20 protein-coding genes are annotated in these 22,240 nt (G+C 50.3%); all 20 read right to left on the bottom strand.

The genetic code is table 11. The features are described 5' to 3' along the window. On the bottom strand, positions 1-210 hold a 210-nt coding region (locus LZ11_RS12455; RefSeq protein ID WP_484421978.1), incomplete at its 3' end, for a transposase. A gap of 158 nt (positions 211-368) precedes the next feature. After that, complete coding sequence (gene uvrA / locus LZ11_RS02145) at positions 369-3,218, bottom strand: excinuclease ABC subunit UvrA (protein ID WP_148866212.1); 2,850 nt, start codon at positions 3,216-3,218, stop codon at positions 369-371. Positions 3,219-3,234: 16 nt separating this feature from the next. After that, a complete protein-coding gene (gene uvrB / locus LZ11_RS02150; protein WP_148866214.1) occupies positions 3,235-5,253 on the bottom strand; it encodes an excinuclease ABC subunit UvrB in 2,019 nt (672 codons plus the stop codon). 177 nt (positions 5,254-5,430) lie between these two features. Next, complete coding sequence (locus LZ11_RS02155) at positions 5,431-5,538, bottom strand: MetS family NSS transporter small subunit (RefSeq protein WP_148866216.1); 108 nt, start codon at positions 5,536-5,538, stop codon at positions 5,431-5,433. A gap of 6 nt (positions 5,539-5,544) precedes the next feature. Beyond that, on the bottom strand, positions 5,545-6,999 hold the full coding sequence (locus LZ11_RS02160) for a sodium-dependent transporter (RefSeq protein WP_148866218.1): 1,455 nt from the start codon (positions 6,997-6,999) through the stop codon (positions 5,545-5,547). Positions 7,000-7,063: 64 nt separating this feature from the next. Continuing rightward, positions 7,064-7,930: a sulfite exporter TauE/SafE family protein gene (locus tag LZ11_RS02165; RefSeq protein WP_148866220.1), complete on the bottom strand. Its 867-nt coding sequence runs from the start codon at positions 7,928-7,930 to the stop codon at positions 7,064-7,066. Between the two features lie 16 nt (positions 7,931-7,946). Then, positions 7,947-8,987, bottom strand: a complete 1,041-nt coding sequence (locus tag LZ11_RS02170; protein ID WP_148866222.1) for a proline racemase — start codon at positions 8,985-8,987, stop codon at positions 7,947-7,949. Positions 8,988-8,993: 6 nt separating this feature from the next. Further along, positions 8,994-9,458, bottom strand: coding sequence for a glycine/sarcosine/betaine reductase component B subunit (locus LZ11_RS02175; RefSeq protein WP_148866224.1), 465 nt, complete (start codon positions 9,456-9,458; stop codon positions 8,994-8,996). 11 nt (positions 9,459-9,469) lie between these two features. Further along, positions 9,470-10,348 (bottom strand): glycine/sarcosine/betaine reductase component B subunit, encoded by an 879-nt coding sequence (locus LZ11_RS02180; RefSeq protein WP_148866226.1) that lies wholly within the window; start codon positions 10,346-10,348, stop codon positions 9,470-9,472. Between the two features lie 85 nt (positions 10,349-10,433). Then, positions 10,434-11,159 carry a D-proline reductase (dithiol) protein PrdB gene (prdB, locus tag LZ11_RS12835; protein ID WP_148866227.1) on the bottom strand — a complete coding sequence of 242 codons (726 nt, stop codon included), beginning with the start codon at positions 11,157-11,159 and terminating at the stop codon, positions 10,434-10,436. 5 nt (positions 11,160-11,164) lie between these two features. Beyond that, positions 11,165-11,365 carry a CBO2463/CBO2479 domain-containing protein gene (locus LZ11_RS02190; protein WP_148866229.1) on the bottom strand — a complete coding sequence of 67 codons (201 nt, stop codon included), beginning with the start codon at positions 11,363-11,365 and terminating at the stop codon, positions 11,165-11,167. Between the two features lie 33 nt (positions 11,366-11,398). After that, positions 11,399-13,144, bottom strand: coding sequence for a D-proline reductase (dithiol) proprotein PrdA (gene prdA / locus LZ11_RS02195; RefSeq protein ID WP_148866231.1), 1,746 nt, complete (start codon positions 13,142-13,144; stop codon positions 11,399-11,401). A 19-nt stretch (positions 13,145-13,163) separates the two neighbouring features. After that, entirely contained in the window at positions 13,164-14,453 is a 1,290-nt protein-coding gene (gene prdC / locus LZ11_RS02200) for a proline reductase-associated electron transfer protein PrdC (RefSeq protein ID WP_148866233.1), read from the bottom strand. Between the two features lie 251 nt (positions 14,454-14,704). Beyond that, complete coding sequence (locus LZ11_RS02205) at positions 14,705-16,117, bottom strand: sigma-54 interaction domain-containing protein (protein WP_148866236.1); 1,413 nt, start codon at positions 16,115-16,117, stop codon at positions 14,705-14,707. Positions 16,118-16,383: 266 nt separating this feature from the next. Beyond that, the gene (locus LZ11_RS02210; protein ID WP_148866238.1) at positions 16,384-16,581 is read right to left on the bottom strand and encodes a hypothetical protein; all 198 of its coding nucleotides are present in this window, start codon (positions 16,579-16,581) and stop codon (positions 16,384-16,386) included. A gap of 354 nt (positions 16,582-16,935) precedes the next feature. Further along, positions 16,936-18,180, bottom strand: coding sequence for a PDZ domain-containing protein (locus LZ11_RS02215; protein WP_148866240.1), 1,245 nt, complete (start codon positions 18,178-18,180; stop codon positions 16,936-16,938). A 12-nt stretch (positions 18,181-18,192) separates the two neighbouring features. Then, complete coding sequence (locus LZ11_RS02220) at positions 18,193-19,431, bottom strand: S41 family peptidase (RefSeq protein ID WP_148866242.1); 1,239 nt, start codon at positions 19,429-19,431, stop codon at positions 18,193-18,195. 68 nt (positions 19,432-19,499) lie between these two features. Beyond that, on the bottom strand, positions 19,500-20,648 hold the full coding sequence (locus LZ11_RS12840) for a murein hydrolase activator EnvC family protein (protein WP_148866243.1): 1,149 nt from the start codon (positions 20,646-20,648) through the stop codon (positions 19,500-19,502). 21 nt (positions 20,649-20,669) lie between these two features. Beyond that, positions 20,670-21,542, bottom strand: a complete 873-nt coding sequence (gene ftsX / locus LZ11_RS02230; RefSeq protein ID WP_148866245.1) for a permease-like cell division protein FtsX — start codon at positions 21,540-21,542, stop codon at positions 20,670-20,672. After that, positions 21,532-22,218 carry a cell division ATP-binding protein FtsE gene (gene ftsE / locus LZ11_RS02235; RefSeq protein ID WP_148866367.1) on the bottom strand — a complete coding sequence of 229 codons (687 nt, stop codon included), beginning with the start codon at positions 22,216-22,218 and terminating at the stop codon, positions 21,532-21,534. Before ftsE ends, ftsX begins: the two co-directional genes overlap by 11 nt. Positions 22,219-22,240: the final 22 nt, after the last annotated feature.

The raw sequence follows: 22,240 nt of genomic DNA on the forward strand, positions 1-22,240 counted from the left end.
TGCTTGGAGCATGAGTAGCTTAATTAACACTACCGGGTCAATACTAGGTCTTCCTGTATTTTCGCTATATAGGTCTTTTACTTCATCATAAATGAAATTAAAGTCGATGCTTTCTTCTACTGCCCTAAGGAGATGGTCTTGAGGTACTAAGCTATCGATGCTTACTAATTCTACCTGCTCTATTATTTCTCGATTTTTCTTCGTTAACATTTCATCGCCCCACAATATTTTTGTATCTTCTTTAATTTTACTAAAAAGCTGATGATTTTTGTACTAGCTTTTGCAAAAAAAGACTGTCGACAGTTACTTTGTCGACAGTCTGAATCCCACTTGAAAAGTGGGATTTTTTTTATTCATCAACATGAAGTTTAACCGGCCCATGAAACCTTTTTCATTTCGCACATCCCCAGGACCTTCTTGAGAAAATACCCTGTGTAAGACCTCTCGTTGGCCGCCACTTCTTCCGGGGTGCCCAGAGCGATAACCTCTCCTCCCCCGTCTCCCCCTTCAGGCCCCAGGTCTATTATATAATCGGCCGTTTTGATTACATCCAGGTTGTGTTCTATAACTATGACCGTGCTGCCGCTTTCTACGAGTCTGTGGAGCACATCCAGAAGTTTCTTGATATCCGCCGGATGGAGTCCCGTTGTAGGCTCGTCCAGAATGTACACCGTACCTCCGTTATTCTTCCTCGAAAGCTCGGTAGCTAGCTTGACCCTCTGGGCTTCACCTCCCGACAGCGTCGTCGAGGACTGGCCCAGTTTGATGTACCCCAGCCCCACATCCCTCAAGGTCTCCAGCTTGCGCTTGATTTTGGGGATGTTCTGGAAGAATTCCAGGGCTTCGTCCACCGTCATGTCCAGCACATCGGCTATGCTTTTCCCCTTATATTTCACTTCCAGGGTTTCCCGGTTATAGCGCTTGCCCTTGCATACTTCGCAGGGCACGTAGACGTCGGCCAGGAAATGCATTTCTATCTTTATTATACCGTCGCCCTTGCACGCTTCGCAGCGACCTCCTTTTACGTTGAAGCTGAACCTGCCGGGTTTATAGCCCCTCATCCTAGCCTCCGGGGTCAGTGAAAAAACCTCCCGGATATCGTTGAACACTCCGGTGTAGGTGGCCGGGTTGGACCTCGGGGTCCTGCCGATGGGCAACTGGTCTATATTTATCACTTTGTCCACATATTCGACGCCTTCAATATCGTCAAAATCCCCGGGTCTGGTTTTTACCCTGTACAGCTTCTCCCTCAGAGCCTTGTAAAGGATTTCGTTCACGAGGGTACTTTTTCCTGAACCGGAAACCCCTGTGACACAGGTGAAAAGGCCCACGGGAAACTTTACGTCGATATTTTTCAGGTTGTGCTCCCGGCAGCCCTTAAGGACGATCCACCGGCCGTCGGGCTTCCTCCGCACAGGAGGCACCGGTATCCTCAACCTGCCGCTTAAATACTGTCCCGTAAGGGACTCTTCGCACTTTTCGATGACTTCAACCGGCCCTGCCGCAACGACCCTCCCGCCGTTTTCCCCGGCCCCCGGACCTATGTCGATAATGTAATCGGCGGCCCTCATGGTATCCTCATCGTGTTCGACCACCAGCACCGTGTTTCCCAGGTCCCTGAGGTCTTTCAGAGTCTTGATCAGGCGCTCGTTGTCCCTCTGGTGGAGGCCTATGCTGGGTTCGTCCAGGATATAGAGAACACCCACCAGTCTGGAGCCTATCTGGGTAGCAAGCCTTATCCTCTGAGACTCGCCGCCGGACAAGGTCCCTGACGTCCTGTCCAGGGTAAGATAATCCAGACCGACGTCGATCAAAAACTGTAACCTGCTCTTTATTTCCTTCAACACCTGGTGGGCGATTAGCTTCTCCTTTTCGGTCAGCTGCAGGCTGTTGAAAAAGTCCATGGCGTCTTTTATGGAAAAAGCCGTCACCTGGGCGATGGAAAGACCGCCTACCTTTACCGCCAGGCTTTCGGGCTTGAGCCTGGCCCCCTTGCACGCCGGACACGGCCTGGTGCTCATAAACTGCTCGATTTCTTCACGGGACCATTCGGAATCCGTCTCTTCGTAACGCCTCTTTAAATTGTTTATCACGCCCTCGAAATATCCCCTGAAGTGCCTCGTGCTGCCGTAACGGCTTTCGTAGTAAAAGTCTATGACCTCGTCGGACCCGTAAAGCAGCATCTCTATCATGCGCTCGTCCATTTTCTCCAGTGGAGTCTCCACGTCGTAGCCGTAATGTTCCAGCACCGCCTGCAGCATCTGGAAATAATAGCCGTCGGGGCTGCTGTTCCAGGGCACTATGGCACCTTCGGCCACGGACTTGGACCTATCCGGTATGACCAGGTCCGGGTCGATCTCCATGTTCACCCCCAGGCCGCTGCAGGCCGGACAGGCGCCGTAGGGGCTGTTAAAGGAGAACATCCGCGGTGACAGTTCCTCAAGACTTATACCGCAGTCCGGGCAGGCAAAATTCTGGGAAAAAAGTATTTCCCTATCGCCGATAACATCTATGACCACCAACCCTCCCGCCCGGGCCAGGGCGGTTTCTATGGAATCGGCCAGCCTGGATTCCACTCCGGGTTTTACAATTATCCTGTCCACGATTATATCGATGTTGTGCTTTTTTTTCTTGTCCAGTTTGATTTCTTCTGCTGTTTCCCGGATTTCCCCGTCAACCCTTATGCGCACAAAACCGTCCTTCTTTATTTGCTCGATGAGCTTTTGGTATTCGCCCTTACGGCCTCTGACCACGGGCGCCAGCACCTGTATCCTGGCGCCTTCGGGCAATTCCATCACCACGTCCACCATCTGGTCTACGGTCTGCTGCGATATCTCCCTGCCGCAACTGGGGCAGTGCGGTTTACCGATCCGGGCAAAAAGCAGCCTGAGGTAGTCGTAAATTTCAGTAACCGTTCCCACGGTGGAGCGCGGGTTCTTGCTCGTAGTCTTCTGGTCGATGGATATAGCCGGGGACAACCCTTCTATATAATCCACGTCGGGCTTATCCATCTGTCCCAGAAATTGCCTGGCATAGGCCGAAAGGGACTCCACGTACCGCCTCTGCCCTTCGGCGTAAATCGTATCGAAGGCAAGGGTGGATTTGCCCGAACCCGAAATGCCTGTTATGACCACCAGCTTATCCCTGGGGATTTCCACGTCTATATTTTTTAAATTGTGCTGTCTTGCACCTTTAACGATTATTTTATCCTTGGACATGAGCATCACAACCCTTTTAGCTTTTTGAAACCGCCGTGCGGTTGTCCCTGACCACGCTGAAAGCCTGGGCATTGATCTCGAAGATTATGTCGCGAAGCTGGGCTGCCTTTTCAAACTCCAGGTTCCTGGCGGCCTGCTTCATTTCCTTTTCCAGCTTGTCAAGATAAGCTTTCAGTTCTTTCTTGCTCATCCTGGCCAGGTCCTTTTCCGGCAGGTAATCGGCCTTCTCTTCAGCAACTTTTGTAGCCTCGATCAATTCCCTGACTCCCTTTCTGACGGTCGTAGGCACTATGCCGTGCCTCCGGTTGTACTCCATCTGTATCATGCGGCGGCGGTTGGTCTCACTTATGGCCCTGGCCATTGAATCGGTTATTGTATCAGCGTACATTATCACTCTGCCTTCTGCATTGCGCGCCGCGCGCCCAATAGTCTGGATGAGCGAAGTCTCCGACCGCAAAAACCCTTCTTTATCGGCGTCGAGGATGGCCACCAGCGAAACTTCAGGGAGATCAAGGCCCTCCCTGAGGAGATTGACGCCAACCAGGCAGTCAAATTTTCCAAGCCTCAGGTCGCGTAAAATCTGGAGCCTCTCCAGGGTGTTGATCTCCGAGTGCAGGTATTTCACCTTTATCCCGGATTCCCTCAGATAGTCGCACAGGTCTTCGGCCATCTTCTTCGTAAGGGTGGTGACCAGGACTCGCTGGTCTTTTTCGGCCCTTTTTCTTATCTCCCCGATGAGGTCGTCGATCTGCCCCTTCGTGGGCCTCACCTCCACCTCCGGGTCTACCAAACCCGTGGGTCTTATGATCTGTTCGACCACCTGGGAGCTCTTCTCCAGCTCATAGGGGCCGGGTGTTGCAGAGAGAAAGATAACCTGATTTATCCTTTCCTCGAACTCCTCGAAGGTCAGGGGCCTGTTGTCGAAGGCCGAAGGCAGCCTGAACCCGTGTTCCACCAGTGCTTCCTTCCGGGACCTGTCTCCCGCCCACATGGCGCGGAGCTGGGGTATAGTCACGTGGGATTCATCTATTATTATGAGGTAATCCCTGGGGAAATAATCGAGAAGCGTAAAGGGAGGTTCGCCGGGTTTTCTCCCGGTAAGATGCCTGGAATAGTTTTCGATGCCCTTGCAGTAACCGGTCTCCCTGAGCATCTCTATGTCGAAATTGGTGCGCTGCTCGAGCCTGGCTGCTTCCAGCAGCTTCCCTTGAGCTCTCAATTCGGCCAGCCTTTCCTCCAATTCCTCCTTTATGGATTTGATAGCAGCTTCCAACTTGTCTCTCGGAGTGACGTAGTGGGAAGCCGGAAAAATCGAAACATGGGTCCTTTCTCCTATTACTTCGCCAGTGAGGGTGTCGATCTCGGTTATCCTTTCGATGACGTCGCCGAAAAATTCCACCCTTATGGCTCTTTCCGTGAAGGACGCCGGATAAATTTCAAGGATGTCCCCGTGCACCCGAAAGGTGTTCCGGCTGAATTCGAACTCATTCCGGGTATACTGGATTTCCACCAATCTCCGGATGATCTCGTCCCTGTCTTTCTGCATACCGGGCCTCAGGGAAATCACCTGGTTCTCATAATCCACCGGGGAACCGAGGCTGTATATGCACGAGACACTGGCCACGATCACCACATCCCTGCGCTCGAACAATGCGGCTGTAGCCGAGTGGCGCAGCTTGTCTATTTCGTCGTTTATAGAAGCGTCCTTTTCTATATAAGTATCGGTCTGGGGGATGTATGCCTCGGGCTGGTAATAGTCGTAGTAACTGACGAAATACTCGACGGCATTGTTCGGGAAAAATTCCTTTAGCTCGCTGCAGAGCTGCCCGGCCAGGGTTTTGTTGTGAGCTATTACGAGAGTGGGCTTCTGCACCTTTTCTATTAGGTTGGCTATTGTAAAGGTCTTACCTGTGCCGGTGGCCCCCAGCAGCGTCTGGAATTTGTACCCCTTCCTGATCCCTTCAGACAGCGCAGCAATGGCTTTGGGCTGGTCTCCCTTCGGAGTAAACTCCGAAACCACCCGAAACTCCCCCATGCGATCACCCTCTTCATCAATTTTTCCCTTAAAATTATATCATAATTAATGGAGGGAAGAAAGCTAATCCCGAAACTATGTTTGGGAATTTTCATTCACATCAGGACCATCCAATCAATTACAGCTTTGCCGGTCACGCAACATGTAAAAACCGCGCCGTTGCCTGCGGCGCGGTTTTTATTTCTGCTGGGCTCTGAACGCTAAATTTAGAAAGTAAGCGAGTCCTCCCCAGACCATACCCAGTATCAATACCATGGTGATGAGGCTGCCGACTTTTATTCCCATAACCGCTCAATTCCCCTCCTCTTTTTCCGGAATTGCCCTGGCAAACCTTTTATTCAGAGCTATAAGTACGACTATAATTATGGCCCACTGGGCAAACATGGTTGCAGGGCTGTAAACCTCAAAGGGGTTCCACCAGCTGTCAGGATACCATGTGAATTCCTGGTATACCCACCACCCGAAAATTATTGCGAAGAGCAGGGGAAAAATTCTTATGCAGTAATCCCACCAGACACCTATTTTTATATCGGAAACCGGGTTGATATCTTCAATTCTCGCCTTTCTGAGGCCGTATTTGGTCAACGCAAAAGCTACCAAAAGGCCGCTTACGAGCAAGGCCACGCCCCAGACCTGGTCCTGGTTGTTCAGAAAATTGATGTTGACGGCCGAGGGGAGGCCTCCAAGAAAGCTAAGCACAACCACAATAGCAGCCGCCCTCTTCCGATCCCATCCCGCATCGATCATGTTCCTTATGACGACTTCGTACATGGCGTAAAGGGACGTGAGAGCTGCAAAGGCCATGGCCAGGAAGAATACCGTCGCAATCCACCCACCTCCGGGTATCTGCGGGAAAAGCCTGGCGAGCCATATAAAGGTGAGCCCTGTATTACCGGAAGATATGATTTCGTCAACGCTGGCCGGAGCCAATGCAAAGACCGTCGGGACAATCGTCATAGAGGCTATAAGGGCGGCAGAAGTGTCCGCCAGGCCTGTGATAAAGCTATTTACGGCCACATCTTCCTTTTCCCTGGTGTACACCGCATAAGTTATCATAAATCCCCAGCCGGCACCAGTGGACCAGGCCGCCTGGGTAAACGCCTCGAGCCATACCTTACCGCTGATCAATTTGCCGAAATCGGGGTTGAATAAATAGTTAAATCCCTCTACAGCGCCGGGTAGGGTCAGTGCCTTTCCCATTCCCAGGATAAGAAGCCCGAAAAGGCTCGGTATAAGTATCTTCGAGGCCTTTTCGATGCCGCCTTCAACGCCTCTGAATACCACAAAGGCTCCCAGAACCACCGAAATCAGGTGGAACAGGACCCCCTGCCATGGCGTTCCTATGAAACCTTCCCATAGCGCCTGGGTATCGACTCCCGGCTTTAATACCCCCATAAGTCCGAAAACAAAATAACGCAGAGTCCAGCCCATGGTCACCGAGTAATAGGCTCCCAGAGCAAAGCATACGAAGGCTATCCAGGCACCCATCCACGTATAGCGCTCTCCTATAAAATCTCTAAAGGCTCCTACGGTGCCCTTCCTGGTTCTGCGGCCAATGACGACTTCGGCAATTAAAAGGGGAATGCACCAGACCAGCAGGGCTATCATGTAGGCTACTAAAAAAGGACCTCCGCCGTTGGCTGTAGCAACCCTCGGGAAGCGCCATACGTTGCCGGTGCCAACAGCCTGACCCATAGCCGCAGCTATAAACCCAAAACGTGTAGCAAACGACTCTTTTTTACTCATCGACTTACCTCCATGAAAATTTTCCAGGACCCCGAATCGCGCCAGGGTCCTGGAAATAAAGTCTTTATTCGTTGCCCTGATTTTTGAAGGCCGATCTCAGCATTGTTACGGCGGTGTATATTATTACGAATACCACGAGCCACTTCAGCATTGTTAGCGGCAGGGATTTTACGATATACGCCGCTACAAGAACACCCAATGACCCGGCGATTGTGATCGCAACGGAGGCCTTCCTGTCATACGCACCTTCCTGCACGAATTTTATTGAAGCAGCGGGCATGAGGAAAGCACAGGAGCCCATCATTATCGGGAAAGCCACCCTCGGGCTCATGCCCAGGGCGTAAACCAGGGCCATGCACGGTGCATATAGACCTATACCTATGGTCATCAGGGCCCCGAGGATGAAGTTGCCGGCGACACCGATGATAAGTTTGGTTCCAGTAAGACCTATGGCCTCACCGCCGACGGGCATGAGGTTGAACATACCTGCCAGGAAAACCATGGCCACCACGAGCAGGGCGATACCCATTCCGATCTGGATTTTTCTCTCAGGGAGTTTGGATACTATCCCGGCACCAACAACGGCGCCAAGAGTCGCAGAGGCGAGCATGGAGATGAGGGTGATAGGTTCTACTTTGATTACGGTTATGAAGATCAGTGCCTCAAGAACAACGGGTATTGTCATGCTCACGTTCAGCGTACCGGGTATCAATTTATCGGGTACGAGCTTCATCAGCTTAAAAAATGCGGTGGTCGGAGCGAAACTGCCTATGCCCAGGGTATCGAAGAAGTTGACGATAAACCCCACCACGGAAAGTTTTGCCCAGCTGGCGTCGGAAAACGTATGCTTATTTTTCACCGTGTCCTTGAAAAATACATAAGAGAATCCAAGAGTGAGCAGTCCGAGAACCGAAAGTACTGCCTGCGTCATATTTTTTCCTCCTTAACTAATTCATTTTGCAGCATTCACCCGTTCCGGGCTTTCCTAAAAGAAAACCGTATTTCACGGGGTCTTCCGGGTCGATGACGAACTGGTTAAAACCTGTGATATAAGCGCTTCCGGTTATTTCGGGTATAACGGCTGTGTACGGTCCCACCCGGGTTTCGCCAACCAGCCTGCCTTTAAATACAGTGCCTATGATACTCTCGTAAAGGAACTCCTGGTTCAGAGACAGTTTCCCTTTGGCGTAAAGGGTTGCCATTTTGGCACTGGTGCCGGTACCGCAGGGAGAGCGGTCTGCCTGTCCATCTCCAAATATGACAACATTTTTCAAATGAGCGTTCGTATTTTCTGTTTCATCGTAAATCTCCACGAGGTCGATGGTCCTTATATGCTCCTTTTCCGGGTGCCGAACCTTTATCTGCTCGTTCGCGGCTCTCTTTATTGCCATTCCGACTTTGATTAAATCGTCGATATAGGAGGGGTCTATTTTTATTCCCAGCTGTTTGGCGTTGACTATTGCGAAAAAGCTGCCTCCGAAGGATATGTCTGCAGTAATTTCGCCGATTCCGGGTACATTGATCTTTACATCGGGTTCATATAGAAATGCCGGAACATTTGTTATAGTAACGGATTTTACCATGTTGTTCGATACCTCGGCCCGTGCTTCGATCAGACCTGCAGGAGTATCCAGCTTTACGTGGGTAACAGGCGATACGGGTTTTACCATCCCCGTTTCTACGGCAACGGTGACCGCACCTATGGACCCGTGGCCGCACATGTTGAGATAACCGCCGCCGTCCATGAATATTATTCCGAAATCCGCCTCCTGGTTCACCGGGGCTGTGATTATTGAGCCGAACATGTCCCTGTGGCCTCGGGGCTCATGCATCAAGGCGGTCCTGATGTGGTCCATGTTCTGCTCCAGATAAGCTTTTTTTTCGGCCATCGTATTTCCTGGAATGTGAGGAATACCTCCAACTACTACCCTCGTCGGTTCTCCCATGGTGTGGGAGTCCACTGCAATTATCATCCTGCTGAATTTCATTTTATATCATCCCCTTTTCTTCTTTATCCTTTGCTTTAAAATCTTCATCGACTTTACCGCATCCGCTTTGATAACACAATTTTGCCCGACAACTTCCGTCTCCATGCCCTGGCCGGCTTTGTCCAGGTCAATGATATCCTCCATATACTCGTTTTCCACCACCAAGCCGTTACCCGCAAAGGTAAGACCTACGACAGGAATCCCCCTTTTACCCAATTCCTCTATATGGGCGGCAAAATCCACGTGCTGGTTTCCGAAACCCTCTGCGTAGATCAGTACGCCGTCGACTCCGAGGGCTTCGGCCAGCATGCCCAGCCTTTTTGCTACGTAGAACTTCTCCAGGTTATCCTGGGGGCTCCCGACAACGGCTATTCCTACCATGTCCACATCCCTGTCGTTTTGCACAATTTCTACCAGGGGATCCCTCATGTGGTGCAGTGTGGTTTCTTTAGTCGAAGGGCCTACTCCCATTTTTACTCCTCCTAAGTCATAGAATGTATGCCGCCATCCCTTACCTCATTGGGAGAAAGAATTATGGGAACGTTGCCCAGGTCGATTATCGATTTTCCACCCCTAACTCCTCCGGGTTCCGACGGCATGATGATTTTTTCATGCATGGCACCCTGACCGCCCAGTTCCTTCACGATCAGCACTTTAGGCCTACCCTTACGTCTGATATCCTTGAATTCCTGCGTAAAGACGGCTTCCTGCGGAGGTATTTTCTTCAGTTCCCACCTTACATGGTCCAGAATCCAATCGCAGACCTGATGCGCCGCCAAGGGGCCTCGCCTTTCCATTCCCGTGCCCTTTTCTATGACCACATCAATCCTTATCACAATTTCATCGCTTCCCGGCGTCCCCGGCATGCCAAAAGCAACCTTGTCCTTAAAAATACCGTTGGATGAACCGAATTCGGCTATCTGCCTTCCGGCCTCGTCGATTCCTGTCAGGAAGACGACCACGCCCCGCAGGCAGTGAGTTACGCCCTCCCCTATTTTACCCTCGACCTTGGCGGCTATAGGCATTATATCCATTATGGTGTTTGTGAAAACATCCTGCGCACCGGGTCTTATCACATCTATAGTTACTTTTTTCACAAGTGGGTTAATATTAATGGACTGCTGGGCTAAAGCCGCATCCAGATAGAGGGTGTTGTCCTTAATTTTGGTATTATTAGAAATTTGTACATTGTTTACTGAAAATTCGCGCCATATCAAAGTGCGCAAAACCTTTTCCCTGGGCAGTGGGGTTACCTCTGCCGCTTTATTCCGCTGCGGCTTATCTTTCAGGGCTATTTTCGCGTACTTTTCCGGCATCTCCATCGTTATGCTTTTTGCCTGGTTTATCAATAATTTGAACATTCCCTTTTCACCCCCTCTTAATACAGTTTTGTATATATCCCCGCCGGCAGGCCGTTGACATGACCCACCGGCGGAAAAAAAGGTTTTATATCTTTGCCTTGTACTCGTAAGGCAGGTTTACTACTTTTCCGTAAGTGTCTATTGTAACCAGAGCGTTGAGGGCATCCTTCAGTATCGCGGTCTGCATCACCTTGTTGTTGGGTTCGCCCACGTTGGCACCCATGGGCACCATCGGAGCGACTATTCTCGGGGACCCCTGCTGCTTCGCCACCGGCGGCAGCGCGGCAATCAGTACCGTGGGAATCCCGATGTTTTCGATTGCTCTCTGCACAATCACGGCAGAGCGGTGACAGGTCCCTCACCCGGCGGTCAGAACGACCGCATCAACTCCTTCCCTTTTCAGCACTTCGGCGATCTGGGGGCCGGTTTCTTCCTGGAATTTTTTAACATTCCCTCCACCGCCCATAAATCCAACATGGACGGGAGCCACTGCCTTTATAAAGCCTTCTTTTGCCAGTTCCCTCAGGCGGTCGATGGGGAACATGCAGTTGATATCCTTGTTTACATCGGTGTTGTCGTACCCGCCGTGGGTTACCATCAGCTCGGAGGACGGCGTGTCTCCGGGTATTTCCCTGAAGGTGAAGTCCCCTGCCAGGTTAAACGGCTTTTGGGATTTCATATGAATACCCGCAGCGGACACCAGGGCTACGCTGCAGTCCTTGAGCTGCTTCGTGAACGGCGTATATACAGGGGGTGGGGTTATCGGAACGTAAATTTCCGATTGCAGCCCTTCCACAACCGTGAGTTTCATTTGCTCTACCTCCCATCACTTTTTAGTCTGACGTAGCTCATCTCCAGTTCAACTTCGTCGCCGACCTGCGGACGCTTATCGCAGATCAGCATCCGCAGGGGAACTCTCAGCATCCCCATGCGGCCGTAAAATTCAATCTTAACGTCGCGTTCGGTGAGCTCTATAATCCTTCCCTTTACGGGCCGGGTTTCGGGGTATATTTCCATAATCCTTCTCCCTCATACCCTTTCGGCGAGCTTCTAAACGAGTTTCTGATTGTTCTCGATTACCGACGGATCCCATTTTTTCGGCGCGGGTTTGATTTCTACCCCGGCCATCTTAGCCTTGAGCATGGCCAGAGCCCTTACGGCGTCCTCTTTCGTCAAAGTATTGTCGCCCAGTATCTCGGACTCCATCCCGTTGGGGTCCTTGTTCAGCTCTATCATGGCGTCCATATACTTGTTGCCCACAATGAGCTGCCCCTGGTAAGCGGCATACGTCACGCCTACGACGGGGATACCTCTCTTGCCTATCTGCTCGATGTGGGATGCGAAATCAATGTGATTGTTTCCGAAACCTTCGGTGGTTACGATGGCGCCGTCGACGCCCAGCGCTTCCACCAGTGCTCCCAGGCGCTCCGATACGTAGAACTTTTCGTCATTTACCTGCGGGCTTCCAACAAAAACCACGCCCACCAGGTTAACCTCCTCGTCCTCGGCCACCAGGTTTACCAGCGGTTCCCTGAAATAGTGGCGCGTATTCTCCTTTGAGGCGGGGCCTATGCAGGTGAGGGCGTGAATTCCACCGTCCCTTACCTCGTTAGCGGAAAGCACTACCGGGATGTTGCCCAGGTCTACGTTGGGCCTTCCTCCCAGCACACCGGCCGGCTCCTTCGGCAGGATGACGTTGTCGTGCATGGCGCCCTGGCCCATGATCTCCTTCACTATTACTACTCTGGGCCTCCCGATCCTTTCCACGTCTTTGTATTCGATTTCCCTGGCGGCTTCGGCAGCAGGCCTCTTCTTGAGGGCGTCGCGGATTTCCTGGATTACAGCGTCGCAAACCTTATGAGCGGCATAAGGCCCTTTTCTCTCCATACCCGTTCCGGCCTGAATTGTCACGTGGATACGGATCATAATATCGTTTTCATCGGGACAGCCGGGCCTGCCGTATCTCACCTTTTCGCCGATGATTCCCTCGCAGGAACCGAATTCGTGCACCTGTATACCGCTCTCATCCACACCGGTGAGTACCACAACAGCACCGGACATGACATGGGTGATACCTTCGCCCAGAGAACCCTCGACTTTTGTAGCGATCGGTATGACGTCCATTATGGTGTTTGTGAATACATTCTTGTTGTCTGGCGTTATTATATCTATTTCCATCTTCTTGGCCAGAGGATCGGCCTTCAGCGCATCTTCGACCAGGCCCTTTCTGATCGTGAGAACTCCGTTTTCAAAGGAGGTCTCGTCTCCCAGTCTTACCTCTTTAACCTCAAATTCGCGCATCAGCAGGGTTCTCCTAACCCTGTCTTCCACCCTGGGTTTCGCAGCCACCTCCGCCCTCTCTTCCGGCTTCGCGGTAGGTTCGGCTGCTCCTGCTGCTGTCACAATGGCGGGAATTTCCAGGTTTATTCCCTTGCCCTCTTCAATATGGATTCTGATCACATTGCCGGCACCTGCTACGGGCTGCGCCGCTCCGGACTCCACCACCTCGGCTTCGCTCACCATCTCAGGTTTTTCCGTTTTTTCCAGCCCGCCCTCGATCATGTCGGGAGTAATGGGTGTCAGGGCGTCGATGGTTTTTGTCAATTTTTTACCAAGCACATCGCCGATGGTAAGAACGTTCTCCGGTATATTAAGCAGGCCCGAGTCCTCCAGATCCGGGAATATGGCAGGATCCTCCAGGTCTGCCGGGCTTATGATCGTACCTTCCTGGGTAAGGCAGCAAACAACTGCCGGATCATTTTTATGCTGATTGGCAGTTTCTGGAGTGATAGACATGAATCTCTACCTCCTTTTCTTATTTTTTCAGCCTGCGCACCAGAGGGTGGCCCACGGTGCGTAGCACGTGATCGGTATGATGGTAAACGGGCATTTTCAACTTCGGTGCAACACCCATTACAGTGTTGGTGCAATCACTGCAGGTCCCTACTATTAGTACGTCTGCCCCCATTTTCTTTAGCTTCAGGATTTTTTCGGCCTGTCCTGGGCAGTTTCCGGGATTCTCGCATTTAATTCCTCCCTTGACGTCAACCACCTGCTTGCAGCGTTCGACCCCGGCGACGCAGGCCCCCATCTTTTCGGCCACTTCACGCAGCCTCGCTTCGTTGGCACCGCAGCCGCAGACGAGAAGGCCGGCCTTCCTGCCCTCCCGGGGCAGCGGGTCCGTGACTATTATTCCTCCCGTTGTTTTGGTGACAACGCAGTCCAGATCAACGGCCTTCCCCGTAAAGGGGCCTCCCATTATTATTTCCCCAATCTCTCCTTCAAAACCCCCGGCCCTCTCGATCAGCTCAGCCACAGGAGTTCCAATGGGCACGTCGAAGAATACATAGGCTCTACGCCCGCTCTTCAGCCGGCCGACTACTGTGACGTTTTTGGATATGACCGGCTTTCTCTTTTCCACTGCTTCGCAGATGCGGGAAAGGGTTTCAACGTTCGATATCACGGCTCTAGCCGCCGAAGGAAGCTGATCGGGCCTCAAAAGCTGCCCTAGAATTTCCCGGACCAGCGCCCTCTCTTCGCCCATTGGGTAAAGGTCGGGCATTTCCCTCACTTCTATCCTGGGATCGTCGATCGCCGATTTCATGGCTTCAACGGCTTTTTTGTTTTTTGCCTTTATGGCTATATAGGCCCGGGAGGCGTTGGTAGCTTTCATTGCATACTTAAGCCCTTTGTAGACCGTTTCCGGGTTATTTTCCATCTGCCGCACGTTATGATTGAGCAACGGCTCGCATTCTATGCCGTTGGCAATTACAACACCGCCCTGTAAATCGACATCCATTTTGACGTGAGTGGGGAACCCCGCTCCGCCCATGCCCACTATGCCGGCTTCTTTTATAGCCTCAATAATACTTGAGGTTTCCTTTATGGGCACGTAATCCTCGGGCTGCTCTTTATCGGGCTCTATTTCTATATACTCACCGGTTACCGCCGTCACCACGCCGCTGACGCTGGCATGGATATTGGCCCCCAGCTTATCCGGAGCTGCAATGAGCTGGCCCTTCTTAACCCTTTCACCCGCACCGACAACGGGTGTGCAAGGCGCCCCTACATGTTGCTGCAGCGGTATCTTAAAGGTATGGTCCATGCGCAATCACCTCCTTTGTGATTTTCGTAACAATTTATACGCAATTTCCGTGCCATCACTCGCCATAATTCGACAAATGGCTTTCTAATGGGGTTTCATTAGTTAATATCGTCAATTAACAAGGCTATTATGCCTCAAGGAATTAAATAAATAATGTCAGTATACCGACACTTTTTGACAAAAAGCGCGTAGAAACTATGTTAAACCTTTGTCATCCTTCATTAAAAAAATGTCCATCCTACCGACACGCGTCAGTAGGTTGGACAGTCTATCTTGAGAGTTTGTATTTTGAAATAAAGGGTGCTGCGAGGAATTCCTAACATTTTGGCTGCTCTGGCTTTATTATTCCCTGCCATCCTTAAGGCGTATGTGATAGCCTGCTTCTCGGCCTCCGCCACTACCTGGTCCAATTTCTTGAATCCGGCTTTTTTATCATTTTCGGACGTGCTTTCAAAGTATTTTCTTATAGAATGGGGCAGGTGTTCAGCCAGAATCGAACCGTCTTCAGACAGTATGACCAGCCTTTCGACCACGTTTTTCAGCTCCCTGACGTTCCCCGGCCAGGGATAATTGAGCATCATTTCCATAGCAGCGGGTGCGATGCTGTCGATGACCTTTTTATTTTCCACCGAATTTTTTTTCAAATAGTAATCTATTAGTACGGGTATATCCTCCGGACGCTCCCTTAACGGTGGTATTTTCAGCGACACCACGTCGAGCCTGTAAAGGAGGTCCTCCCTGAATTTCCCCTCTTTTACCATTTCCGCCAGGTCCCTGTTTGTAGCGGCGATAATCCTAATATTTACCTTAACGGGTTTGACGCCACCGACCCGGTAAAATTCGCGGGTCTCCAGCACCCTGAGGAGCTTCGACTGCATTTCCAACGGCATCTCGCCTATCTCGTCGAGAAAGACCGTCCCGCCTTCGGCCAGTTCAAATTTCCCCGGCTTACCTTTTTTCTGAGCACCGGTAAAAGCTCCGGGTTCATAACCGAACAACTCGCTTTCCAGCAGGCTTTCCGGTATAGAACTGCAGTCAACCACTATGAAAGGCTTGTCCTTTCTGGGGCTGCCCTGGTGTATGGCGCGGGCAAACAGGTCCTTGCCGGTACCGCTTTCACCCTGAATCAGCACCGAAGCGTCGCTTTCAGCCACCTTCATCGCCAGCAGAATCAGATCGTACATGGTCTTGCTCTTATAAACGATGTTTTCAAAATTGAAATCTTGATGCAGTTTCTTTATCTCCTCTTCGATGTATTCCAGGTACTGAATCCTATTCCTCGCCCTCTGCAACTCGTAGTTGAGCTTCCTTATCTCGGTTATGTCCTGGTCTATGGATACCACACCCAGAACTTCACCGTCTTTTTTTATGGGTATTGAGCTGATGACGACCACGTTGCCTTCCCGCGGCCTGTGTTCGGCGTATTCTACTGGTCTTCCCGTTTTCAGTACCTCGAGCGCCAAAGCGTTTGGGAAAAATTGCTCTATATCCTTGCCCAGAATCTGTTCTTTTTTTATGCCGTAGAGCTTTTCGGACCGCCTGTTCCAGTATATAACCCGCCTCGAGCGGTCGATTACACAGATACCTTCGTTTATATGCTCCAGAATGCTTTGCAGCGGTATGTCAAAGGTAGCATGAACACTTCCAGCGTTAGCATCTATCATATCTATGGTAACCTCCGAAAAAAACGTTCGCACCAAAATAGTGCAATTCGCGTGCCATAATTCGTCTAATATTGTTGTAAAATGTCGATATACTCCGTTTTTATTATATTACCATAGAACAGAAATTCAATAAATGAATATTTTTTACCATTAAAAATAGGACCGGAGCTAACCGGAGCTATTTTCATTCCTGGGTTGATATTTCCCGGGTACATAAAATAGGAGAGGATCAGTATTAAAACTTTCCTCTCCTTTTTTTCGACATGTTAGTTCACGTAAATTATCTTGTTCCGGCGGCGCGTAAAAAATCCGTTGGACCTCTGTCCGTAAGTATCCTTGTCATCGTGCATGGAGTCTATGTTCATTATTTTTAGCATAATCTCCCGCTTCTCTTCTTCAGAAGCGGTAAGGTAAGCCCTTAGGAGCATGTCTCTTTCCCGCTCTAAGTACTGCTGCCGCGTCATTTTTTTCCCTCCTTGTGCGTTTTATATTAAATTATGAATTATGATTAGGATTTGTTTATTCTTATAGAGACTGTTATTTCTTTCACAAATATTATATCAGAGGTTAAAAAATTAATCAAGTATGTAAGTTATAAATATCATATAATTTTCTAAATTTTTGTTCCTATCTCTTTAGGACCTTTGAACTACCTCCTCCTTTCATTAACTATTTTTCCTCATCTTACCGAAGCTTATACATAATACAGGAAAAAACGAAAAAAAAAAAGGCTGCAAAGCAGCCCCGCCATATGTCGTTATCGCGGTATAGTAATTATTAAATGGAGTACAAGTTCTTAAACCCGGAATGTAAAAATCTTATCCTGTTCTTTTTCTAAAGAGCTTTCTCAATCTCTCCAGCATGCCCTTTTCTTCCATCACTACAAAAGGAACATCCTGGCTTTTAGGAACGAGAAGCACCCCCAGGGTGCTCATTCCTTCGGGGTATGCACTCACCTCCAGGGTTTTAAAGCTGCCGTCGGTTTTGAGCACATCAACCCAAACGTAAGTTGGAAAAGCTGCCTTTATCTGCCTTATGTCCTCCACATCCTCAATCTGCCGCCCGTTTATTGAAAGGATTATATCCCCGGGTTCTATTCCCATTTTTTCAGCCGGGGAACCCTTCACTACATCCAGGACCCTGATTCCTCTTGCGGAAGGAGCAAACAGCGGCTGTTTTTCCCTTTCGTTCTTCCTGCCCAAGATTATTAAAGCCTCATGAGCTGCGGGAGCGAATAGGGCAGCTACAAACTTGAAAGCGTGAATCCTGGAGGCCGTAATTGACAGCAGTAGGAGGGTCACGCTGAAAAACAAAAGGTTCAAAGCCGACGCCCTGCTCCTGGCCCTGGGAGTCCTGGTAAGAGCTACGTCGCCGTACCCGAGTGCTGCTACCACCGGGATCATAAGGTAGACGGCGTCCTGCCTTCCAAGTATTCCTGGAGGAGGCTTAATTACCGGCCACCAGTCGGGCATGTTGATTATATCCTGCGTGGGTGCCTGCCCCAGCACAACCGCCAGCAACATTATCGGAACCGGCCAGAATTCCTGGAGGGAAAATCCGCCCACTATGCCGTATCTCTTATCCTGTATGAAGACGGGGGCGGAATTCAGGTGGCCCGCCGTGTAAATGAGGAGGCTTTCCACCATATGGAGCACGGCTACCAGGGCCATCAGCCCGGCTACGTCTACCCTGGGATAGCCGAATATTAGGGAAAATAGAGAAACTATACCCCCTGCGTAAGAAAAACACATCAGATGCGGGTGTATCAGCATGAGCATAATCGCCAGAGGCCAGACATAAATCAGGCCGGCTTCAGTTATGCTGATGCCCAAAAAGACTATCACCAGGCTTCCGGCGATACCTCCTAATGTTCCAAATAATACGGCGTAAAGCACTTTCTGCCCCGGGCTTATTTTTACAACTCCAAACATCCTCTCTTCCAGATCGGCGGCCTTCCTGTACTGGAGCCATATAATCAGAAGCACCGTCCAGAAAAAAGGATTGGTCACCGAAAGGGGCAGACCTTTCAGGATAAAAACCAGTATGCGGAATAACGGAAACATGCGCTATTCTCCTCAATTACCTGCTCTTAGGGATGTTTTTAATATGTCCATGGCTTTTTTCAGCTGTTCGTCTTTCTCCGGCGGCACATCGAATGGATTATCTGTTTTGCCCTGCGCCACCTCGACGTTGGGTTCAACTCCTTTTCCGTCGATGCTCCTTCCGCTGGGTAAAAAATACCTGGCTATAGTTATTTTCAGCCCGGAACCGTTGCTCAGCGGTGTCAGTTCCTGGACGGTACCTTTCCCGAAGGTCTTTTTGCCCACCAGAACGCCCCTGCCGGTGTCCTGAAGGGCTCCTGCCACAATTTCCGCCGCACTGGCGCTGTTCTCGTTTACAAGCACCGCCAGCGGCATATTGAGGCTGGCCGTATCGGAGTAATATTCTTCTAACCGGTGACCGTACCTGTCTTCGGTGAACACCACCAGCCCTTTCCCCATCAATGCGTCGGCAACCTCCACCGCCGCGTTGAGGGAACCACCGGGATTATTCCTGAGATCCAGCACCAGGGCTTTTACGCCCTTCTGTCGTAGGTACGACAGGGCATCCCTGAATTCCTCGGGCGTGTGAGTATCAAAAGACGTGATCTTTACGTAACCGATGTCATCTCCCAACACATCCCGTTTAACCGTCTTCAGCCTTATATCATCCCTTACGAGTTCGTATTTCAATAAATCCTTTACCCCCGGCCGCTCTATATAAACCGTGACCTTCGTGCCCTTCCTGCCGCGAAGGAGCTTTACGGCCTCATCCAGAGTCTTTCCTTTGAGTTCCACGTCATCTACCTTTACTATCCTGTCACGAGGGCGTATTCCGGCTCTCTGCGCCGGAGTGTCTTCAATCGGTGCTATCACTATTATTGAGCCGGTTTCTTCATCTATGTCGAGAGAAAGCCCTACTCCCTCAAAGCTGCCGTTTACGGAAATCATGAAATCCTGAAATTCCTCGGCATCCATGAACACGGAATACGGGTCTCCTAGAGCCTGAACCATTCCTTTGATGGCGCCCTGCACCAGCACGTTTACCGGAACATCCTTTATGTATCTCTCGCGGATGTAGTTCATCACGTCGATAGCCGGTTTGAGTTCCTGAAATTCGCTGCTTTCCCGGGAAAAAACCTCCGACGGTGGCTTTTCCCTTAAAGCAGAAAGGGGCTTTACACCAAGAGCAGCCCCTAAAAAGAATGCGACAGTAAAGACCAGCAAGTATGAAATAAGCGCCCTGATAAATTTTTTCCCTTTACCGGTCAGCATCTATTGACCCACCTTAACTTTGATTTTCATTTTATCTATATTTATTAAACTTTTTCCCATTATATCACTTATTTTAACCAATTCCAAGGGTTAACATGCTGACCGTTCTTACGCACTTCGAAATGGAGGTGCGGCCCAGTGGAGTATCCGCTACTTCCGACAAGAGCCACCCTTTCTCCGCGCTTAACCTTTTGACCCTCGCTTACGAGTATCTTTGAGAGATGCGCATACAGGGTGGATATGCCGCCGCCGTGGTCGACAATAACGGTATAACCGTAACCGCCGTAATACCCGGCGTATATCACTACACCGTCATCGGCCGCCACAACGTTGGCCCCCATGGAAGCGCCGATGTCGACTCCCGTGTGGAACCGCTTGGTCTTGAATATGGGATGGGTGCGCCAGCCGTAGTTAGAAGTAACCCGCGTGGAACTGGGAGCAGGCCAGTGGAACTTACCGGTTCCCATATACCCCCGGTTGTTTTTAGCCTGAATTTGCTTGATCATTTCAGCTATTTTTCTGGATTCCGCCTCCAGTTGATCTTGCTGGCGCTCGTACTCCTTCCTTTGTTCCTCCAGGCTCGCCAGTAATTTCTGCCGGTCCTGCTGGCGGGAGGCTATCCTCGCCCTATGGGTGCTTATGATCTGGTGCTGCTGAGCGATAGCCCGCTTGTGTGCCTCCAGCTCCGCCTTCTTCTTCGCTATTAAGTCCTTTTTTGCCTTGAAGTCCGCCAGAAGGTTTTTGTCGTAATCCGCCACCCTCTTAACCATATCCATCCTCGTGAGAAAATCGGAAAAACTGGTCGCCGCCAGCATTACTTCCAAGTAATCCACGGGGCCGGCTATGTACATCGCCTTCAGGCGTACCCGCAGGTTCTCCTTCTGGTTCTCGACCTCCTGTTCAGCCTTGTTGAGCTCCTGCTGGGTAACGGCAAGCTTTTGCTGAGTCTGCTTTAGATCGGCTTCGGTTATCGCCAGCTTTTTCTGGGTTTCCTGCAGGTCCTTTTCTATTGCGTCAAGTTCCATTAATACATCTTTCCTTTGAGAATCCACTTTCCTCAAAGCGCTCTTTACCTCTTGTAACTTCTGCGATATTTTATTCTGTTGATTTTTCAGGTTCTGCAGGTCAATAGCTCCGGCTGGTGCTGCCGATGTTATAAAAAATGCGGCCAAAATCAACGCAAGAAGGCGCCTTGCTCCGTTTTTGAGTTTTTCCAAACCTACACCTCCTTTCGATGTCTAAACCCTCAGGAAACGCTTGATTGAAAATCCGCTGCCAAAGGCTCCCAGAAAGGTTCCCATAGCCAGTAACCCTAGACTGTAATCGTAAAATTCCTCTATCGGCAGCAGGGAAATCATCGGAATATTTAATTTCACCGTATCATATAAATAATTGTAGCCGATAATAAGGAACGTCATAGCGATCAGCGAGCCGGCAAAACCCAAAAGCATTCCTTCTATGAGGAAAGGCCAGCGCACGAACCAGTCGGTGGCGCCGATGTACTTCATGATATTTATTTCCCTTCTCCGGGCGAAAACAGTAATCCTTATTGTATTCGATATAATAAATACAGAAATCACGGCGAATATCGCCATTATGGCCAGGCCCAGCAATCTCATCCAGTAGGTTATATTGAACAGCTTTTCCACAACGCCCTTGCCGTACTTCACCTCCTCCACTCCGGCAATCCCCTGGATGCGGTAAGCAACATCAGCCACCTCCTGGGGACTTTCTACCTTTATGCGAAAGGAGTGAGGCAACGGGTTTTCTATGCCCTCCAGCAGCTCCTCACCCACCTGTTTCTTAAACTCCTCGAGAGCCTGTTCCTTTGAAATAAAGGTAACTTCTTTCACTCCGGTAATACTCTTTATCTGATATTCGATTTGGTTGATCTCCAGCTGATTCACGGAATCCTTGAGGTAGGCGGTAATCTCCACCTGGGATTCCACGTCTTTTGCTACGTGGTCGAAGTTAATAGAAATCATCAGAAAAGAGCCGAATATTATCAGCGCCGACGCCACGGCCCCCACCGACGCCAGGCTCATCCAGCCGTTTCGAAGCAGGTTGGCAAAAGCTTCCTTGAAAAAGTAACGGATAGTCCTAAATTTCACAGCGGTAAACCCCTCTCTCTTCATCCCTGACGAGACGGCCGTTTTCCAACTGCAAAACCCTTTTCCTCATGGTGTCTACCAGTTCTTTGGCATGGGTGGCTACGATTAAAGTGGTGCCCTTTTTATTTATTTCGTTCAACAATTTCATTATTTCCCAGGAAGTATCCGGGTCCAGGTTGCCGGTGGGTTCATCGGCTATGATTACATCCGGATTGTTGACCAGGGCCCTGGCGAGGGCCACTCTCTGCTGTTCTCCCCCCGACAGTTCGTGCGGCCTGGCGTTCAACTTGTGGGAGAGGCCTACCATTTCGATCACCCTGGGCACTCGCTTTTTTATATCCCTTGGCGATGCCTCAACCACTTCCATTGCAAAGGCGACGTTTTCGTAAACGGTCTTTTGAGGCAGCAGCCTGAAGTCCTGAAATACGACCCCAAGCCTTCTCCTCAGATACGGCACCTCGTTGGGCCTTAAGCGGGTTATGTTCTTGCCGTTGAAGAAAATCTGTCCGCGGGTGGGCAGCTCCTCGCGAAAAAGAAGTTTAATAAATGTGGACTTACCGGCGCCGGTAGGACCTACCAGAAAAACGAACTCGCCTTTTTCGATTTTGACGTTTATATCCTGAAGGGCAACGCAACCGCCCGGGTACACTTTGGAAACCCCGACCATCTCGATCATATGTAGCACCTGAAATCACCTC

This window comes from Thermosediminibacter litoriperuensis, from assembly GCF_008124715.1.
Taxonomy (GTDB): Bacteria; Bacillota; Thermosediminibacteria; order Thermosediminibacterales; family Thermosediminibacteraceae; genus Thermosediminibacter; species Thermosediminibacter litoriperuensis.

What these genes read in the sequence shown, in the direction of transcription:
- uvrB (WP_148866214.1), bottom strand. Translation starts at nt 5,253, where the DNA reads ATGGGGGAGTTTCGGGTGGTTTCGGAGTTTACTCCGAAGGGAGACCAG.
- LZ11_RS02220 (WP_148866242.1), bottom strand. Translation starts at nt 19,431, where the DNA reads ATGCTGACCGGTAAAGGGAAAAAATTTATCAGGGCGCTTATTTCATAC.
- LZ11_RS02170 (WP_148866222.1), bottom strand. Translation starts at nt 8,987, where the DNA reads ATGAAATTCAGCAGGATGATAATTGCAGTGGACTCCCACACCATGGGA.
- LZ11_RS02205 (WP_148866236.1), bottom strand. Translation starts at nt 16,117, where the DNA reads ATGATAGATGCTAACGCTGGAAGTGTTCATGCTACCTTTGACATACCG.
- prdA (WP_148866231.1), bottom strand. Translation starts at nt 13,144, where the DNA reads ATGTCTATCACTCCAGAAACTGCCAATCAGCATAAAAATGATCCGGCA.
- prdC (WP_148866233.1), bottom strand. Translation starts at nt 14,453, where the DNA reads ATGGACCATACCTTTAAGATACCGCTGCAGCAACATGTAGGGGCGCCT.
- LZ11_RS02155 (WP_148866216.1), bottom strand. Translation starts at nt 5,538, where the DNA reads ATGGGAATAAAAGTCGGCAGCCTCATCACCATGGTATTGATACTGGGT.
- LZ11_RS02180 (WP_148866226.1), bottom strand. Translation starts at nt 10,348, where the DNA reads ATGTTCAAATTATTGATAAACCAGGCAAAAAGCATAACGATGGAGATG.
- LZ11_RS02165 (WP_148866220.1), bottom strand. Translation starts at nt 7,930, where the DNA reads ATGACGCAGGCAGTACTTTCGGTTCTCGGACTGCTCACTCTTGGATTC.
- LZ11_RS02190 (WP_148866229.1), bottom strand. Translation starts at nt 11,365, where the DNA reads ATGGAAATATACCCCGAAACCCGGCCCGTAAAGGGAAGGATTATAGAG.
- uvrA (WP_148866212.1), bottom strand. Translation starts at nt 3,218, where the DNA reads ATGTCCAAGGATAAAATAATCGTTAAAGGTGCAAGACAGCACAATTTA.
- LZ11_RS02160 (WP_148866218.1), bottom strand. Translation starts at nt 6,999, where the DNA reads ATGAGTAAAAAAGAGTCGTTTGCTACACGTTTTGGGTTTATAGCTGCG.
- LZ11_RS02175 (WP_148866224.1), bottom strand. Translation starts at nt 9,458, where the DNA reads ATGGGAGTAGGCCCTTCGACTAAAGAAACCACACTGCACCACATGAGG.
- LZ11_RS02210 (WP_148866238.1), bottom strand. Translation starts at nt 16,581, where the DNA reads ATGACGCGGCAGCAGTACTTAGAGCGGGAAAGAGACATGCTCCTAAGG.
- LZ11_RS02215 (WP_148866240.1), bottom strand. Translation starts at nt 18,180, where the DNA reads ATGTTTCCGTTATTCCGCATACTGGTTTTTATCCTGAAAGGTCTGCCC.
- ftsE (WP_148866367.1), bottom strand. Translation starts at nt 22,218, where the DNA reads ATGATCGAGATGGTCGGGGTTTCCAAAGTGTACCCGGGCGGTTGCGTT.